The organism is Hydrogenophaga sp. GW456-12-10-14-TSB4, assembly GCF_059424305.1.
This window is the reverse complement of sequence record NZ_JBWKZH010000050.1, coordinates 26807-42493: the sequence shown is the minus strand read 5'-3', so window position 1 is coordinate 42493 and position 15687 is coordinate 26807. Positions and strand designations below refer to the sequence as shown.

Genomic DNA, 15687 nt, shown 5'->3' with positions numbered 1-15687 from the left:
GCCGCCGCCCCCTTCACCGTCGCCCCGCCCGCGAGGTGCTGCGCGGCCCGGCCCCGAGGTCGGCAACAGCAGGGTGATCGGGATGGGCTCGAGCCCGAGCTGGCGGCGCAGGTCGGACCGCAAGGCTTCGACCAGGGGCTGGAAGTCGGGCGATTCGCCGCGCTTGAGCGCGGTGGCGCAGGCCGCCGCCAATTCGACCTGAGGCAGCGAGCCGAACAGCACGATCTCGGCCAGCGTTTCCTCCATCTGCGTCGCGTGCTCGACCGTGGCCGGCGAGAACGACCCCGCCAGCGCGCGGTACGCCGCCACCAGTGATTTCAAGCGCTCGGTTTCCTGGCGGTTCTCGCGCTGGCGGCGCTGCTGCACCCGTTGCATCACGAGCACGCGCACGACCAGCAGCACGATGGCCACGGCCAGCGAGGCCAGCAGGGTGAGCGGCAACGCGCCCATGTCGGTCAGGTTCAAGGCGCGTCCAGGGCCTGCTGCAGGCGCGCGCGCAGGGCTTCGTACTCGGGCCGGTGGCGGGTCCTGAGGCGGCGCAGGCCGGCCTCCACCATCGCCACCTGGGCCGCCGCATCCTCGGTCTTGATGCGCTCGATCTCGGCCTGAATCTTCTGCAGCCGCTGGCGCGCCTGGCGGCCGGCCGGGGTGCGCGGCGGGGTCTGAGCCGCCATGTCGAGCAGCAGCTCGGTGATCAACCCGAGCTGACGCCCGTAGGTCGCCACCTCGAAGGCCTTGCGTTCGATCACCGGATCACCCGAGGCGGTGTCGATGCCGTCAAAAAACCACTGGGTGCGCGGTTCGATGCGTTGCGCCACATCGCCGCTGAAGGGCAGCTGCAGCTGCGGCGCCCACAGAAAGAGCCAAGGGTACATGGGAGTCCTCCTGAAACACGGAGGACAGCTTACCGGCTCGGGCGCTCGATGGGGGCGGACACGTCAGCGCAGGCCTTTCCACCAGCGCTGGTTCTGGCGCGGACGGCCCAGCGTCAGCACCTCGCCGATCTCCGGCGTGGCCAGAGGCAGGCCTTCGCGTTCGGCGATATCGGCCACGCGGTCCATGGGGTCGTGCCAAGTGTGAAAACCCAGGTTGAAGGTGCTGTTGTGCACCAGGTACAGCTGCTTCGCCCGCAAGTCCTTGAACGCCTGCACGGTTTCTTCGGGCGACATGTGGGCGGAGGGCCAGTAGCTGTCGTAGGCACCGTTCTCCAGCAGGGCGATGTCGATGGGGCCCAGGCGCTCGGCAATCGCCTTGAAGCCCGCGAAGTAGCCCGAGTCGCCGCTGAAGAAGATGCGCTCCTGGCCACTCTGGATGAACCACGAGGCCCACAGCGTGCTGTTGCGGTCCCAGAGCGTGCGCCCCGAGAAGTGGTGGGCCGGTGTGGCGGTGAGTTGCACGCCCGCGTGCCGGGTCTCCTGCCACCAGTCGAATTCCTGCACGCGCTGGGGGTCCACGCCCATGCCCTGCAGGCGCTCGCGCACACCCAGCGGCACGAAGTAGCGTTGCACGCGCTCGCGCAGGGCCTCGATGGTGGCCTGATCCAGGTGGTCGTAGTGGTCGTGCGAGAGGATCAACCCGTCGATCGGCGGCAACTCGTCCAGCGACAGCGGCGGCGCGTGGAACCGCTTCGGGCCGAGCCACTGCACCGGAGACGCTCGCTCGCTGAACACCGGATCGATCAGCCAGTAGCGGCCCTGCAACTTGAGCAGGTGCGACGAATGGCCCAGGCGCACGATGTGGTTGGCCACCGGGTCCAGCGCGTCGAGCGTGGCCCGGTCCAGGCGGCGCACGGGGATCGGGTCCAGCGGGACGGCGCCCACCGGGGTCTCGAACAGGAAGCGGCTCCAGATCTTCCAGGCGCCCTCGGTGGGCCGGGTGCTCGGGTCGGGCGCATTGCGAAAGAGCCCATCTTCGCCGCGCTGGGCCGAGGCCGGGCGGACGGAATCGCTGGCGGCGCAACCGGCGAACAGGCCGACAGAGGCCATCAGCAGACAAAAGACAGCGGCAAGGTGCGGCAACGGGTTCATGGTGGGCTTGGCGTGGATGGAACCCGCGCATGGTGCCCGCCTTGCGGGGCGGTGTCGAGGCCGCCCGGTTTCAATCTCGCGCCGTGTCGTCGGTGTTCATCAGCGCCGTGTAGCGGCGCTGCATCTCGTCCGTGGACACGTCCTCGATGGCGTGGCCGATCAGCCAGCGATGGCCAAAGGGGTCGCGCACCACGCCGGAGCGTTCGCCATAGAACGCGTCCTGCGCCTCGCGCTCCAGCGTGGCCCCGGCCTTCAGGGCCTGCTCGATCATGCGGTCGGCGTTGTCCACGTGCAGGTGGATGGACACCGGCGTGGCGCCGATGGCCGTGGCCGATCGGATGCCGTACTCCGGGTACTCGTCGCTGAGCATGACGGTCATCGGGCCGAAGGCCATCTCGGCGTGGCCAACGCGGCCACTCGGTTCGGTGAGGCGGAACTTCTCGGTGGCGCCGAAGGCGTTCCCGTAGAACGCGATGGCGGCCTTCGCGTCGGATACGCAAAGGTAGGCGAACACTTCTTCGATCTTCATGGCTTCACCTCGCTGGACAGGAAGGGACAGGGACCGCATCTTCCGCGGGCCTCACGCGGCCGTATAGAAAAAAATTGACCTCAGCCGCCACCCATCGGCAGGTGGTTCGTGTCGGCCCCCATGCGCACACGGTAAGCGAGCGGCGTGACGCCGCTGAAGGCCAGGAACTCGCGGTTGAAATGCGACTGGTCGCTGTAACCCAGGTCCGCGGCAAGCGCCGCCAGGGGCAACGCAGGCTCCAAGCGCAGGATCGGCAACACCCGCTGGAAACGCAGCACGCGCAGGTAGGTCTTGGGTGCCAGGCCCACGCCCTGCCGGAACAGCGCCAGGAAACGGCGGTGGCTGAAACCGCTGTCACGCACCGCGGTCGCCACCGACACCCCACCCTGGAACTGCGCCAGCGCGCCGGCCACAGCGGGATGCAGGCCGTGCACGTGGGGCAGGCGCGCCGCGAGCGCGGCCTCGAACACGGCCAACCGGTCTTGCGGCGTGCGCAGGGCCAACAGCCGCTCGCGCAGCCGGTGCGCCGCCGCACCCCAGAGGGCGTCCAGCGGGGTGTGGCGCTCGGCCAGCTCGTCGGCTGTCACCCCGCCGAACAGGCATTCGGCCGCACCAGGCCGCAACACCGCACCCACGGAACAGGACGGGGCCTGCAGCTCCCGCAGGTAGAACCGCGAGCGCATGCCACCCACCAGCGCCGAAGCCACCGGCTGCGCACCCTGCCCGCTCCCGGCGTCGGCGATGCGCAGCGGGTGGTCGGACAGCCGGATGACCAGGTGCATGGCCCCGGAGGGCAAGGCGTGCTCGCGCCACGGGGTGTCGTAGCGCGCGCCGCCCGGGTCGTCGCTCGCCCAGACCTGCACCACGAAAGGGCGCAAGGCGGGCGACGGCAGGCGTTGGAGCGACATGGTGAACGGCGGTTGTACCCCATCGCCCCCGCGCGCTCAAGGCGCCAGGCTCAGCCGGCGACGGCGGTCGGGCTCAGCAGCGCGTCCAGGCGGCGCAGGCCGGCCACGGTCTGCAGGCAGGCCTGCGCGGCCTCGGTGCCCTTGACGGCGAAATGACGCAGGAAGTACTTGCGGTGCTCGGCGTGTTCGTGGAAGTGGTGCGGCGTGAGCACGGCCGAGATCATCGGCACGCCGGTGTCGAGCTGCACGTCCATGAGCGCCTGCACCACGGTCTGCGAAACGAAGTCGTGGCGGTAGATGCCGCCGTCGACCACCAGTGCGCTGCCGACGACGGCGGCGTAGCGGCCGGACCGGGCCAGGCGCTGGGCGTGCAGCGGGATCTCGAAGGCGCCGGGCACGTCGAACACGTCGATGGCGTCGGCGCCGAAGCCGCCCTGCGCCATTTCGGCGAAGAAGGCATCGCGCGCCTGGTGCACGATGTCGGCGTGCCAGGACGCCTCGACGAACGCGAAGCGCAGGCCGGCAGGCAGGTGGAGGTGGTGGGAAGACTCGGTCTGATTCATGGTGTCCTCAGAAAAGGAGGGGCCAACAAATCAGGGCGCACAAGCGCACGCACCACCGCGCGCGCAAGGCGCGCACGGGAGTGCCTGGCTCGCGCTCTCTTTCATCCGGACTGTGACCGTCGGTCCCGGGATCTCACCGGGTCTGCTGACCCCATGCGCCGGGCGGGCCGGCGCGTGGGCGCTCGCGGCACTCGTGCGGTCGTGTTGCCACGCCGCCATCACCGCCGGTGGGGAGTTTCACCCCGCCCTGAGAACGCTTGTGTCCGGCACGGGGCCGGACCCGACGGATTCTAGACAGGGTCGAAATCCCGCGCTGTCGCGCGGGTACATGCCCCTTCAGGCGGTGACGATCCAGCCTTCGAGCGGGTCGAACACCGGCAGCCCCCAGCGCGGCACGCCGGCGCGGTGCTGCTGCTCGGCCCAGGCCGCCTGCAGCAGGCAGAGCACGGCGTCCAGACGGTCGCCGCTCGCGTCGTCGGCCAGTGCGTCGCGCTGGGCATGCGTGAGCCGCAGGCGCAGGCCCACGGCCTGCAGCAGCGGGGCCTGGCCGTTCTCCAGCGCGTTGATGAGCGTTTTGCGCGCGATCAGGCGCTCGGGTGTCTGCTTGGCCTTGTCGTCGCTCTTGTACGAGACCGTGCCCAGCACGCTGCGCGCGAGCAGACCCGGGTAGGCCTCCAGCCCCACGCGGTTGCCGTCGCCCTCGTGCAGACCCGGCAGGGTGACCCCGGCGGCGATCAGGCGCGGCACGCCCGCGTGCAGCATGAAGGCCACCGGCGGGTTGACCCATTTCATGCTCGGGCTGGAGCCGGCCGGCCCGTCGGTGGCGCGGTGCGCGAACTTGCCGCCCACCGGCCGCGCATCGCAGAAAGCGGCGAAGGCCTCGCGGATCGCCTCGCGGCTCAGGCCCTCGTAGTGCGCCATGCAGGCCGCCCAATCGGTCGGCCAGCCCAGCGTGGTGATCAGTTCGCGCGGCAGGCCGAACGGCAGATCGAAGCCGCCCACCCAGCGCCCGGGTGCTGCCAGACGCTGGCTCCAGGCGTCGAGGGTCTCGAAGTGCTCGACGCCGTCGAGCACCACGCGGCCGCGGTCGGCCCGCCCCACGGCCAACGTGATGGGTTTGCGCCGGCTCGGTGCGCTGCTGAAGTCGCAGCCCAGCAGCTGGAAGCCCACGGCGTCGCTCATGCGCCTCAGCCCAGGGCCAGTGCGGTCACGCCGGCCGCGATGCACAGGGCACCGAGGATGCGCGCCGCGCGGTCGCCCTCGCCCAGCAGGTGGCCGCCGATCAGCGCCGCGAACAGCATGGACACCTCGCGCGCCGGCGCCACGTGCGACAGCGGCGCCTCGCGCATGGCGTACAGCACCAGCACATAGGCGATGGGGCTGACCACCGCCACCAGCAGCGCGTAGCGCCACTGCACGCGCCACAGCTGCCGGGCGGTGGGGATGTCGCGCAGCACGGCGGGGGCGAGCAGGCCCAGGCGCACGAAATTGCCCATGTAATCGATCAGGATGGGCGACATCAGCAGCACCTTGACCGCGTAGCCGTCCACCACCGTGTAGGCCGCGATGAAGACCCCCGTGAGCACGCCGTAGACCATGCCCTTGTGCACGCGGCGGCGGGCCACCGGGTCGTGCGCGGCGCGCAGCAGGCCCGGGCCGCCGGCGATCAGGAACACCCCGCCCACCACGCCTGCAATGCCCACGGCACCCAGGGCCGAAATGCGCTCGCCGAGGAACACGATGGCCACCAAAGAGGACAGCAACGGCCCCGAGCCGCGCGCCATCGGGTAGACCACGGTGAGATCCGCCTTGCGGTAGCCGCGCAGCAGGATCACGTAGTAGAAGACATGCAGCACGCCGCTGGCGACCACGAAACCCCATTCGGTCGCACCCCAGCGCGGCACCTCCTCGCGGCCCAGCCACCAGCCCAGGGGCGCCCAGACCAGCATCATCAGAAAGGCGTTGAAGAAGGCGAAGCGCGCGTCGCCCGCGGCCTTCTTGGCGACGATGTTCCAGCCGGCGTGGATCAGGCCGGCCAGCACGATGAGACAGAACGCGTTCAGCGACATGGTGGTGGTTTCAAACAAGCGAAAGCCGCAGCGCCCGGCGGGCTGGCTGCGGCTTCAAGCCCCAGGAGCGGATCAGGCCCGACCGATGATGCTGGCCGTGGCCATCAGCTCTTCGAGCAACGCCAGCGACACCTGGCCCGAGACGGCGTAAGGATCGAACTCGGGGCGCTCGGAGTACTTCAGCACGATGGAGGTGTTGAGCTTGGAGAGGTTGACCTGGCCCATGGTCCAGCCGCCGAAGCGGCGCTCCGTGATCTCTTCGTAGTGCAGCAGCACGACGTCGGTGTGGCGCGGGTCGGCCACGATGTGGCTGTAGAGGCCGTTCACCGCGTTGCGGCCGCCCTCGATGGCCTGCAGGAACACGCCGCCGCCGTAGCAGAGCACGCCGGTGATGCCGTTGCCCAGGTTGTGCGAGCGCGACGACTCCAGGATGGATTCGATGGCTTTGGCGCAGTCCTTGTCGACAGCGCGGCTGACGTAGAGCAGGCGTACCAGCATGATGGGCCTCAGGATTGACGGGGGATGAGCGAGAGGAATTCGCGGCGCAGGTTGGGGTCCTTGAGGAACACGCCGCGCATGACCGAGTTGATCATCTTGCTGTTCATGTCCTTCACGCCGCGCCAGGCCATGCAGTAGTGGCTGGCTTCCATCACCAGCGCCAGGCCGTCGGGCTGGGTCTTTTCCTGGATCAGGTCGGCCAGCTGCACCACGGCCTCTTCCTGGATCTGCGGGCGGCCCATGATCCATTCGGCCAGGCGAGCGTACTTGGACAGGCCGATCACGTTGGTGTGCTCGTTGGGCATCACGCCGATCCAGATCTTGCCGATGACCGGGCAGAAGTGGTGGCTGCAGGCGCTGCGCACGGTGATCGGGCCGACGATCATCAGCTCGTTGAGGTGCTCGGCGTTGGGGAACTCGGTGATGCTCGGGGCCTTGACGTAGCGGCCGTTGAACACCTCCTTGAGGTACATCTTGGCGACGCGGCGCGCGGTGTCGCCGGTGTTGTGGTCGTTCTCGGTGTCGATGACCATGGCATCGAGCACGCCCTGCATCTTCTCGGTCACTTCGTCGAGCAGCTTCTCCAGCTCGCCGGGCTGGATGAACTCGGCGATGTTGTCGTTGGAGTGGAAGCGCTGGCGCGCGGCCTTCACGCGCTCACGGATCTTGACGGAAACGGGCACGCCTTCGTCGTCTGGGGGAGCTGCGGGGGTCATGTCGGATGCGGTTTTCGTCAGCATTGGGGCATGCTAACACCGGTCCTCCCGGGGGTACCCGGCCTGGGGGCTTTGCTCCCGGGGCCTCAGCCGGCCCCGCCGGCCAGCAGTTGCTCCAGGTCCTGCAGGGTGTTGGCCTCGTGCAGCGGCTTGTCGTCGCGGACGCGCTGCATGCGCGGAAAGCGCAGCGCCACCCCGCTCTTGTGGCGCGCGCTGCGCGCGATGCCCTCGAACGCCAGCTCGAACACCAGCGTGGGCCGCACGCTGCGCACCGGGCCGAACTTCTCCAGCGTGTTCTGGCGGATCACCGCATCGACCGCCTTGAACTCCTCGTCGGTCAGGCCCGAATAGGCCTTGGTGAAGGCCACCAGCTGCAGGCCGTCGGGGTCGGCCGGGCGGCGCCGCGCGATCGCCTCGACCACCGCCTGCGCCTCGGCGGCGTCCACCGGCGGGCGGCTCCACACCGCGAAGGTGTAGTCGGTGTAGACCGAGGCTCGGCGGCCGTGACCGGCCTGGGCGTAGATCAGCACGCCGTCGATCGTCAGCGGGTCGATCTTCCACTTCCACCAGGCGAGCAGGCCCGGGCCATCGGCGCGTTTCTGGCGGCCGGTGCCGTAGGCGCTCTCGCGGTGCTTGAGCATCAGGCCCTCGACGTCCAGCGCCCTCGCCTGCGCGCGCCAGCGGGCCAGCGTGGCCCAGTCGTCGGCCGGGATCCGGGGCGAGAGCCACAGGCGCGGGCCGGGCGTGGCATTGAGCGTGGCGGCCAGGGCCTCCAGGCGCCCGCGGCGCTCGTGTTGCGGCACCTGGCGCAGGTCCTCGTGGCCGGCTTCGAGCAGGTCGTAGGCCATGAAGCCGACCGGCACCTCGGCCAGCACCTTGGGGCTCAGCGTCTTGCGGCCGATGCGTTGCTGCAGCAGCGCGAAGGGCGCGGGGCCGCCCGGTCGCTCGCTGCCCGGCAATCGGGGCGCGGCCGGGCGGTCGTCCCAGACCAGGATCTCGCCATCCAGCACGGTGCCGTCGGGCCAGCGTTGCGCGAGCGCCTGCAGCTCGGGGAAGCGCTCGCTCATCAACTCCTCTCCGCGCGACCAGACCCACACCTGCCCCGCGCGCTTGACGATCTGGCCCCGGATGCCGTCGAACTTCCACTCGGCCAGCCAGTCGCTCGCCGGGCCCAGGCCCGTGGGGTCCCCACCGGCCTCCGGGCCCAGCGGGCTGGCCAGAAAGAACGGGTACGGCTGACTCGGGTCGCGCGCCCCCTGCGCCTCGCCGCTCGCGTGGGCCGGTGCCACCAGGGCGCGGTACAGGGCCGGCGTGGGCGGGCGTTTGCTGTCGGTGTAGCCCATCATGCGCGCGGCCACCAGCTTGGCGTCCAGCCCGGCGTGCGCCGCGATCGCGCGCTGCACCAGCAGTTTGCTCACGCCCACGCGAAAGCCCCCGCCCACCAGCTTGACGAGCAGGAAGCGCCCGGCGGCATCGAGCTCGCGCCACCAGGCCCCCAGGGCCAGGGCCACCGCCTCGTCCCCCTGCCCGCGCAGGGGCAGCAGCCGCTCTTCCATCCACTCGCTCAGGCGGGTCTGCAGGCCCCCGGCCTGTGGCGGCGCGGGCAGCACCAGCGCGATGGTCTCGGCCAGATCGCCCACCGCCTGGTAGCTGGCCTCGAACAGCCATTCCGGGAGGCCCGAGTCGGCGATCGCCTGCGCGCGCAGCTGGGCCGTTCGGATGAGCTGGCGCGGCTTGCCGCCGGCCAGGAAGTACACCGCCCAGGCCGCGTCGGCGTCGTCCACCTCGGCCAGGTAGCGGCGCAGCGCGGCCACCTTGGCGTGGGTCGCGGTGGTCGCGTCGAGCTCGTCGAACAGGGCCGCGAAGCGCTTCATGCGGCGGCCTCGGTTTCGTCGCCGTACTCGGTGTCGAAGCTCTCAGCCTGCAGCCCTTGCTCCTGCAGGTAACGCACCAGCACCGGCACGCTGCCGTGCGTGACGATGACGCGTTCGGCCCCGCTGGCGCCAATGGCACCCAGCAGACCCGGCCAGTCGGCGTGGTCGCTGAGCACGAAGCCGCGGTCCAGGCCGCCGCGCCGCCGCCACCCGCGCACCTGCATCCAGCCGCTGGCGAAGGCGTCGGAGAAATCGCCGAAGCGCTGGATCCAGGGTGTGCCCAGCGCGGAGCCCGGGCACAGCACGAGGGCACGGCGCAGGACAGCAGGGTCGCTGACGCCGTCCACCGGCAGGGTCTCGGGCAGGGGGATGCCGGCGGCGCGGTAGGCGCGGTTCAGCGGCTCGACCGCGCCGTGGCACACGATCGGGCCGATGGACGCGTCCACCCCGGCCAGGATGCGCTGCGCCTTGCCCAGGCTGTAGCAGGACAGCACGCTGGCGCGGCCGGTCTCGGCGTTGTCCTGCCACCAGCGGTTGATTTCGCCGAACAGCTCGGCATCAGGCCGCCAGCGGTAGATCGGCAGGCCGAAGGTGGATTCGGTGATGAACACGTCGCAGCGCACCGGCTCGAAGGGCGCACAGGTGCGGTCGGGCACGGCACCGGCCGGCGTGGTGCGGTAGTCGCCGCTGGCCACCCACACACGGCCCCGGTGCTCCAACCGGACCTGCGCCGAGCCCAGCACGTGGCCGGCGGGGTGCAGCGAGAGGCGCACGCCGTGGTGCTCCACGGTCTCGCCGTAGGCCAGGCCTTGCAGGGCGATGCCTGATCCCAGCCTTGCGCGCAGCAGGCCTTCGGACACCGCGGTGGCCAGGTAATGCCCATGGCCGGTGCGGGCATGGTCGGCGTGCGCGTGGGTGATGACAGCGCGCTCCACGCGGCGCCAGGGGTCGATGTAGAAGTCGCCCGGCGGGCAATACAGGCCTTCGGGCCGCTGGACGATCAGGTCGTCGGGCATGGGGCCGGTTCTAGTATCGGTGGCCCGTCACGAACAGCGTGATCCGCATGACCGCGAAGGCGATGCGGTCGAGCTGCCGCTGCGCCCAGGGGCGCCGGTTGAGCGCACCGGTGTCGAGCAACTGGCCCGTGTGCTGCACCAGGCCATCGAGGTAGCTGTGCAGCAGGCCGGAGAAGCGCCGGTCGTTGGTCATCACGTTGGCCTCGCGCGCCAGCAGCAGGGACAAGGGGTCGAGGTTGGTGGAGCCCACGGTGGACCAGCGCCGGTCGACCACCGCCACCTTGGCGTGCAAGGCACTGGGTGCGTACTCATGGATCTCGATGCCGGCGTCCACCAGCCGCTGGTACACCGGACGCGCCGCTCGGTACTGCAGGAAGTGCTCGTAACGGCCCTGCAGCAGCAGGCGCACGCGCACGCCACGCGCGGCGGCCAGCGTGAGCGCGCGGCGCAGCTTGCGCCCGGGGATGAAATAGGCGTTGGCGATCACCACCTCCTGGCGCGCCTCGCCGATGGCCTTGAGGTAGGCGCGCTCGATGTCGTGCCGGTGGGTCACGTTGTCGCGCAGCAGCAGCGTGGCGCGCGCCCCGTCCACCCCCAGCGGCGACGACAGGGCCTCGCCGTAAGGGCCTTCCACCCGGGTGTCCTCCTGCGCCTCGGCCAGGGCCTCGATCTTCTGCAGCAGGCGGGAGAAATCGCCCACCGGGCGAGAGGACCGCAGCGCATCCCAGGCGGCCTTGAATTCGCGCTGGCGCACCCGGCGGGCGGCCAGCGTGCGCCACCAGAGTTGCTCCATGGTGTCCACCATGTCGTCCACCAGCGGACCGGCCACGCGCAGCGCGAAGTCCAGCCGGGGTGCGGTCAGCCGGCCAAGCGCCACGTCGTCCTGGTCGTCGATGATGTTGATGCCGCCACAGAAACCCACCACACCGTCCACCACGCAGAGCTTGCGGTGCAGCCGACGCCAGTTGCGCGGCGCCAGCAGGCCGAGCCGGCCCAGCGGGGCGTAGATGCGCATCACCACGCCGGCCTCGGCGAACCTGCGTTGCCACTCCGGCGGCACCATCGGCGTGCCCACGCCGTCGATGAGCAGGCGCACCACGACGCCGCGCCGCGCCGCACGCTCCAGTGCTTCGGCCACGCTCAATGCCGCGCCCGCGAATTCAAAGATGTAGGTCTCCAGGTGCACGACCATGCGCGCCGCGTCCATGGCCTCGACCAACGCCGGGAAAAACTCCACCCCGCCCTGCAGCAACAGCAGCTGGTGGCCCCTTCGCATGGGTGCGTGCCGCGCGCTCGCGGTGCGAGGGGGCCGTGCGCTCACAGCTCGAGCTCGGCGATCAGCGGCAGGTGGTCCGACATGCGCGACCAGACCCGGCCGTGCGGCACATGGGCGGAGACCGGCCGCAGGCCGCGCGCGAAGATGCGGTCCAGGTGCAGCAGCGGCAGGCGCGACGGGTAGGTGGCCAGGCGGATGCCCTCGAAGGTGCGCAGGTCCAGGGCCGCCATGGGTCGCAGCAGTTGCGCCCCCCAGTCGTTGAAGTCACCGGCCACCACCAGCGGCGCGCTCGCCGGCACGGCGGTGGCGATGTACTCGCCCAGGCGCTGGACCTGGCGCTCGCGGCTGGCGTGGATCAGGCCCAGGTGCACCACCACCACGTGCACATCGACGCCCTCGACCAGCAACTGCACGTGCAGCAGGCCGCGTTGCTCGAAGCGGTGGTCTGAGACGTCGGAGTGTTTGGTGTCGATCACCGGCCAGCGCGAGAGCAGCGCGTTGCCGTGTTCACCATGGCGGGTGACCGCGTTGGTCCGGTAGACCGATTCATAGCCCTCGGGCGAGAGATAACCCGCCTGATCCAGCTCGGGCCAGCGGGTGAAATGCTTTTCGAGCTTGCGGTTGTGGCGCCGCACCTCCTGCAGGCAGACGATGTCGGCGTCGAACTGCTCCACCGCGTGGGCGATGTTGTGGATCTCCAGCCGGCGCCCCGGCCCCAGGCCTTGCACACCCTTGTGGATGTTGTAGGTCGCGATCCTGACGATGCTCATGGACAAATCATGCCACCAAGGCGGGGCAGCCAGCCGATCGCCTCGGCGTTCGAGGGCGAGAAACAGCGTTCGGCCGCCTGCGCCCAGGGCAACCAGACCTGGTTGCGGTGCTCGCGCGCGCTCAACCGCACCGGCACCGCCCGCGGAACGCAGAGGCCGAACAGGTGCTCGGTGTTGTGGGTGACGCCCGGCGCATAGCGGTGGCGCCACTGCGGGTAGATCTCGTACACGTTCTCCAGCGCCCAGTCGCGCAGCACGTGGCCTGGCGCACGGGCATCAAGACCGGTCTCTTCCCACACCTCGCGCACCGCCGTGGCCTCGAAGCTCTCGGCCTCGGTGTCCTTGGAGCCGGTGACCGATTGCCAGAAACCGGGGGCATCGGCGCGCTCGATCAGCAGCACCTCCCATGCCGGGGTGTGAATCACCACCAGCACCGATTGCGGGATCTTCACGGGACGAACGGGTTCAGCGGCGCACGGACCCGCGCAGGCCCTGCACAAACTTCCAGGCCGACCACAGGCGCATGCCGAAGCTCGCCGCCCGGCGCGGGCGCCACACGGCCAGCAGCAGGCTGCCGGCGGCCGCGATCACCGGGTTGCCGCGCAACCAGAGCGCAGCGTCCTGCAGGCGGTCCACCCAGGTCAGCGCGGGCTGCACCGCCTGCAGCTCCCGCGTGATCTGCCGGCGAAGAAGCCGGGAGCGCAGCACCAGCCGCTCCCGCCGCCTCGCCAGCAAAACGGCACGCGGGTTCAAGCGTCCTCCTTGGCGGCGCGCAGGCTCTCGCGGTCCTGCTTCAGTTCCTCGACACTGGCCGAGAACAGGTAGGTGCCCGAACGCACGCGCTCACGCGCCAGCCAGGCCGCTACACCCCCGGTGACGAGGAACAGCCCGGTGAAGATGCCCAGCGCCAGCAGGCGGTGGGTATCCCACAGGGCCACCGTGATCAGCAGGGCCAGCAACACCACCCCCAGGCTGAGGAAAGCCACGGCCACCGCGCCATAGACCAGCAGCGCGCCGACGCGCAGCACCTCTTCCTGGGCTTCGATGCTGAACAGCTCCAGCCGGATCTGCACCAGCTCCAGCACGGTGGAAGCCAGTCCCCGGACGGACGAAGAAAAACGCTGCGGCGTGGCCATGGAGCGGGTCGTCCCGATCAGCGGCGGCTGATGAGCAGACCGACCAGCAGGCCCACACCGGCGGCGGCACCGATCGCGGACCAGGGGTTTTCGTGCACGTAGTCGTCGGTGGCGCGGGCCATTTCCAGCGTCTTTTCCTTGATGGCTTCCTCGGCATCGGCGAGCTTGTGGCGCGCCTCGCGCAGGTTGTCGTTGATGCGGTCACGCAGTTCCACCACCTTGCCTTCGGTCTGGTGGGCGGTGGCCTGCATCAGCTCTTCGGCGTCGGCGATCACGCGCTGGAGGTCGGCCACGAGTTTTTCCTTCCCATCGAGGGAGGTCGTACGGATCTTGGGCATGAGAGGACTCCTTTCAAAAGGCCATGTTACCCCGAAGGAATGGCGAAACTTGAAGGCAGTTCGATGCAATCAGCCCATTGATACAAGAAAAAGGGGCGCACTCGGCGCCCCTTTCGGAGATGTCCTACAGACGCCTCAGGCCTTGGCCAGATCGACGTTGCGCAGACGGATGTGCAGCTCGCGCAGTTGCTTCTCGTCCACCGGGCTGGGGGCCTGGGTCAGCAGGCACTGGGCGCGCTGGGTCTTGGGGAAGGCGATCACGTCGCGGATCGACTCGGCACCGGTCATGAGGGTGACGATGCGGTCCAGACCGAAGGCCAGGCCGCCGTGGGGCGGTGCGCCGTACTGCAGTGCGTCCAGCAGGAAGCCGAACTTGAGCTGGGCCTCTTCGGGCGTGATCTTGAGCGCGTCGAACACCTTCTGCTGCACCGCGGCGGTGTGGATGCGGACGGAACCGCCGCCGATCTCCCAGCCGTTGAGCACCATGTCGTAGCCCTTGGCGATGCACTTCTCGGGCGCGGTCACCATCCAGTCCTCGTGGCCGTCCTTCGGCGCGGTGAAGGGGTGGTGCACCGCCGTCCAGCGGTCGGCTTCCTCGTCGTGCTCGAACATCGGGAAGTCCACCACCCACATCGGGGCCCAGCGGCTCTCGAAGAGGCCGTTCTTCTTGCCCAGCTCGCTGTGGCCGATCTTCAGGCGCAGGGCGCCGATGGCGTCGTTGACCACCTTGGCCTTGTCGGCACCGAAGAAGATGATGTCGCCGTTCTGCGCGCCGGTGCGCGAGAGGATGTCGGCCACGGCCTTGTCGTGCAGGTTCTTCACGATCGGGCTCTGCAGGCCGTCACGGCCCTGGGCGGCGTCGTTGACCTTGATCCAGGCCAGGCCCTTGGCACCGTAGATCTTCACGAACTCGGTGTAGGCGTCGATCTCGCTGCGGCTCATCTCGGCACCGCCGCGCACGCACAGGGCGACCACGCGACCACCCTTCATGGTGGCGGGAGCGGAGAAGACCTTGAAGTCCACGTCGCCCATCACGTCGGTCAGCTCGGTGAATTCGAGCTTGACGCGCAGGTCGGGCTTGTCGGAGCCGAAGCGCTGCATGGCTTCGCTGTAGGCCATGACCGGGAACTCGCCCAGGTCCACGCCCAGCGTGTTCTGGAACACGGTCTTGATCATGCCCTGGAACATGTCGCGGATGTCCTCCTCGGTCAGGAAGGAGGTTTCGATATCGATCTGGGTGAACTCGGGCTGGCGGTCGGCGCGCAGGTCTTCGTCGCGGAAGCACTTGGTGATCTGGTAGTAGCGGTCGAAGCCGGCCACCATCAGCAGCTGCTTGAACAGCTGGGGCGATTGCGGCAGCGCGAAGAAGTGGCCGTCGTGCACGCGGCTGGGCACGAGGTAGTCGCGCGCGCCTTCGGGCGTGCTCTTGGTCAGCATCGGGGTCTCGATGTCGATGAAGCCGTTGGCGTCGAGGAACTTGCGCACTTCCATGGCCACGCGGTAGCGCAGCATCAGGTTGTTCTGCATGTAGGGGCGGCGCAGGTCGAGCACGCGGTGCGTGAGGCGCGTGGTCTCCGACAGGTTCTCGTCGTCCAGCTGGAACGGCGGCGTGACCGAGGCGTTGAGCACCTTCAGTTCGTGGCACAGCACCTCGATCTGGCCGCTCTTGAGCTTGTCGTTGGTGGTGCCGGCCGGGCGCGCGCGCACCACGCCCGTGACCTGCACGCAGAACTCGTTGCGCACGTCCTCGGCGGTCTTGAACATCTCGGCGCGATCGGGGTCGCACACGACCTGCACATAGCCTTCGCGGTCGCGCAGGTCGATGAAGATCACGCCACCGTGGTCGCGGCGGCGGTTGACCCAGCCGCACAGCTGAACGGTTTGGCCCAGTTGGGCTTCGGTCACCAGACCGCAATAGTGGGTACGCATCGCCATTTCGACTCTTCTTTCAACAGGTTCGCGGGCAG

The 15687-nt window shown here is 69.6% G+C and carries 19 protein-coding genes and 1 riboswitch; all 19 genes read right to left on the bottom strand.

Features of this window, described 5'->3' with window-relative positions; translation table 11 throughout:
* A partial coding sequence (locus tag AC07ZS_RS21520) for a preprotein translocase subunit YajC (protein ID WP_494800570.1) occupies positions 1-465 on the bottom strand: 465 nt, incomplete at its 3' end.
* Positions 462-875 (bottom strand): hypothetical protein, encoded by a 414-nt coding sequence (locus tag AC07ZS_RS21515; RefSeq protein ID WP_494800569.1) that lies wholly within the window; start codon positions 873-875, stop codon positions 462-464. The genes AC07ZS_RS21515 and AC07ZS_RS21520, both read right to left, overlap by 4 nt.
* A gap of 63 nt (positions 876-938) precedes the next feature.
* Entirely contained in the window at positions 939-2027 is a 1089-nt protein-coding gene (locus AC07ZS_RS21510) for an MBL fold metallo-hydrolase (RefSeq protein ID WP_494800568.1), read from the bottom strand.
* A 70-nt stretch (positions 2028-2097) separates the two neighbouring features.
* A complete protein-coding gene (locus tag AC07ZS_RS21505) occupies positions 2098-2556 on the bottom strand; it encodes a VOC family protein (protein ID WP_494800567.1) in 459 nt (152 codons plus the stop codon).
* 80 nt (positions 2557-2636) lie between these two features.
* Positions 2637-3464, bottom strand: a complete 828-nt coding sequence (locus AC07ZS_RS21500; protein WP_494800566.1) for a helix-turn-helix domain-containing protein — start codon at positions 3462-3464, stop codon at positions 2637-2639.
* A 50-nt stretch (positions 3465-3514) separates the two neighbouring features.
* On the bottom strand, positions 3515-4027 hold the full coding sequence (locus AC07ZS_RS21495; protein ID WP_494800565.1) for a 6,7-dimethyl-8-ribityllumazine synthase: 513 nt from the start codon (positions 4025-4027) through the stop codon (positions 3515-3517).
* An 89-nt stretch (positions 4028-4116) separates the two neighbouring features.
* Positions 4117-4286, bottom strand: a riboswitch (FMN riboswitch).
* Positions 4287-4363: 77 nt separating this feature from the next.
* Complete coding sequence (locus AC07ZS_RS21490; protein WP_494800564.1) at positions 4364-5209, bottom strand: DUF429 domain-containing protein; 846 nt, start codon at positions 5207-5209, stop codon at positions 4364-4366.
* 5 nt (positions 5210-5214) lie between these two features.
* Positions 5215-6096: an EamA family transporter gene (locus AC07ZS_RS21485; protein WP_494800563.1), complete on the bottom strand. Its 882-nt coding sequence runs from the start codon at positions 6094-6096 to the stop codon at positions 5215-5217.
* A gap of 72 nt (positions 6097-6168) precedes the next feature.
* Complete coding sequence (locus AC07ZS_RS21480) at positions 6169-6594, bottom strand: BLUF domain-containing protein (RefSeq protein ID WP_494800562.1); 426 nt, start codon at positions 6592-6594, stop codon at positions 6169-6171.
* Positions 6595-6602: 8 nt separating this feature from the next.
* Positions 6603-7334 carry a GTP cyclohydrolase I gene (folE, locus tag AC07ZS_RS21475; RefSeq protein ID WP_494800561.1) on the bottom strand — a complete coding sequence of 244 codons (732 nt, stop codon included), beginning with the start codon at positions 7332-7334 and terminating at the stop codon, positions 6603-6605.
* 62 nt (positions 7335-7396) lie between these two features.
* A complete protein-coding gene (locus AC07ZS_RS21470) occupies positions 7397-9184 on the bottom strand; it encodes an ATP-dependent DNA ligase (RefSeq protein WP_494800560.1) in 1788 nt (595 codons plus the stop codon).
* Entirely contained in the window at positions 9181-10200 is a 1020-nt protein-coding gene (locus AC07ZS_RS21465; protein WP_494800559.1) for a ligase-associated DNA damage response exonuclease, read from the bottom strand. The genes AC07ZS_RS21470 and AC07ZS_RS21465 overlap by 4 nt, the downstream gene beginning before the upstream one ends.
* A 10-nt stretch (positions 10201-10210) precedes the next feature.
* A complete protein-coding gene (gene clsB, locus AC07ZS_RS21460; RefSeq protein ID WP_494800558.1) occupies positions 10211-11476 on the bottom strand; it encodes a cardiolipin synthase ClsB in 1266 nt (421 codons plus the stop codon).
* A 41-nt stretch (positions 11477-11517) separates the two neighbouring features.
* A complete protein-coding gene (locus tag AC07ZS_RS21455) occupies positions 11518-12246 on the bottom strand; it encodes an endonuclease/exonuclease/phosphatase family protein (protein WP_494800557.1) in 729 nt (242 codons plus the stop codon).
* Entirely contained in the window at positions 12243-12698 is a 456-nt protein-coding gene (nudB, locus tag AC07ZS_RS21450; protein ID WP_494800556.1) for a dihydroneopterin triphosphate diphosphatase, read from the bottom strand. The genes AC07ZS_RS21455 and nudB overlap by 4 nt, the downstream gene beginning before the upstream one ends.
* Positions 12699-12711: 13 nt before the next feature.
* Positions 12712-12999, bottom strand: coding sequence for a YqjK family protein (locus AC07ZS_RS21445; RefSeq protein ID WP_494800555.1), 288 nt, complete (start codon positions 12997-12999; stop codon positions 12712-12714).
* Positions 12996-13382 carry a phage holin family protein gene (locus AC07ZS_RS21440; RefSeq protein WP_494800554.1) on the bottom strand — a complete coding sequence of 129 codons (387 nt, stop codon included), beginning with the start codon at positions 13380-13382 and terminating at the stop codon, positions 12996-12998. Before AC07ZS_RS21440 ends, AC07ZS_RS21445 begins: the two co-directional genes overlap by 4 nt.
* 17 nt (positions 13383-13399) lie before the next feature.
* Positions 13400-13720: an ElaB/YgaM/YqjD family protein gene (locus AC07ZS_RS21435; protein ID WP_494800553.1), complete on the bottom strand. Its 321-nt coding sequence runs from the start codon at positions 13718-13720 to the stop codon at positions 13400-13402.
* A 135-nt stretch (positions 13721-13855) separates the two neighbouring features.
* A complete protein-coding gene (gene aspS / locus AC07ZS_RS21430; protein WP_494800552.1) occupies positions 13856-15655 on the bottom strand; it encodes an aspartate--tRNA ligase in 1800 nt (599 codons plus the stop codon).
* Positions 15656-15687 lie beyond the last annotated feature (32 nt).

Excerpts from the sequence above, each read along its gene's own strand:
- AC07ZS_RS21480 (WP_494800562.1), bottom strand. The coding sequence starts at position 6,594 with ATGCTGGTACGCCTGCTCTACGTCAGCCGCGCTGTCGACAAGGACTGC.
- aspS (WP_494800552.1), bottom strand. The coding sequence starts at position 15,655 with ATGGCGATGCGTACCCACTATTGCGGTCTGGTGACCGAAGCCCAACTG.
- AC07ZS_RS21515 (WP_494800569.1), bottom strand. The coding sequence starts at position 875 with ATGTACCCTTGGCTCTTTCTGTGGGCGCCGCAGCTGCAGCTGCCCTTC.
- AC07ZS_RS21490 (WP_494800564.1), bottom strand. The coding sequence starts at position 5,209 with ATGAGCGACGCCGTGGGCTTCCAGCTGCTGGGCTGCGACTTCAGCAGC.
- AC07ZS_RS21500 (WP_494800566.1), bottom strand. The coding sequence starts at position 3,464 with ATGTCGCTCCAACGCCTGCCGTCGCCCGCCTTGCGCCCTTTCGTGGTG.
- AC07ZS_RS21495 (WP_494800565.1), bottom strand. The coding sequence starts at position 4,027 with ATGAATCAGACCGAGTCTTCCCACCACCTCCACCTGCCTGCCGGCCTG.
- AC07ZS_RS21505 (WP_494800567.1), bottom strand. The coding sequence starts at position 2,556 with ATGAAGATCGAAGAAGTGTTCGCCTACCTTTGCGTATCCGACGCGAAG.
- AC07ZS_RS21455 (WP_494800557.1), bottom strand. The coding sequence starts at position 12,246 with ATGAGCATCGTCAGGATCGCGACCTACAACATCCACAAGGGTGTGCAA.
- AC07ZS_RS21435 (WP_494800553.1), bottom strand. The coding sequence starts at position 13,720 with ATGCCCAAGATCCGTACGACCTCCCTCGATGGGAAGGAAAAACTCGTG.
- AC07ZS_RS21510 (WP_494800568.1), bottom strand. The coding sequence starts at position 2,027 with ATGAACCCGTTGCCGCACCTTGCCGCTGTCTTTTGTCTGCTGATGGCC.
- clsB (WP_494800558.1), bottom strand. The coding sequence starts at position 11,476 with ATGCGAAGGGGCCACCAGCTGCTGTTGCTGCAGGGCGGGGTGGAGTTT.
- AC07ZS_RS21470 (WP_494800560.1), bottom strand. The coding sequence starts at position 9,184 with ATGAAGCGCTTCGCGGCCCTGTTCGACGAGCTCGACGCGACCACCGCG.
- AC07ZS_RS21440 (WP_494800554.1), bottom strand. The coding sequence starts at position 13,382 with ATGGCCACGCCGCAGCGTTTTTCTTCGTCCGTCCGGGGACTGGCTTCC.
- AC07ZS_RS21485 (WP_494800563.1), bottom strand. The coding sequence starts at position 6,096 with ATGTCGCTGAACGCGTTCTGTCTCATCGTGCTGGCCGGCCTGATCCAC.
- folE (WP_494800561.1), bottom strand. The coding sequence starts at position 7,334 with ATGCTGACGAAAACCGCATCCGACATGACCCCCGCAGCTCCCCCAGAC.
- AC07ZS_RS21465 (WP_494800559.1), bottom strand. The coding sequence starts at position 10,200 with ATGCCCGACGACCTGATCGTCCAGCGGCCCGAAGGCCTGTATTGCCCG.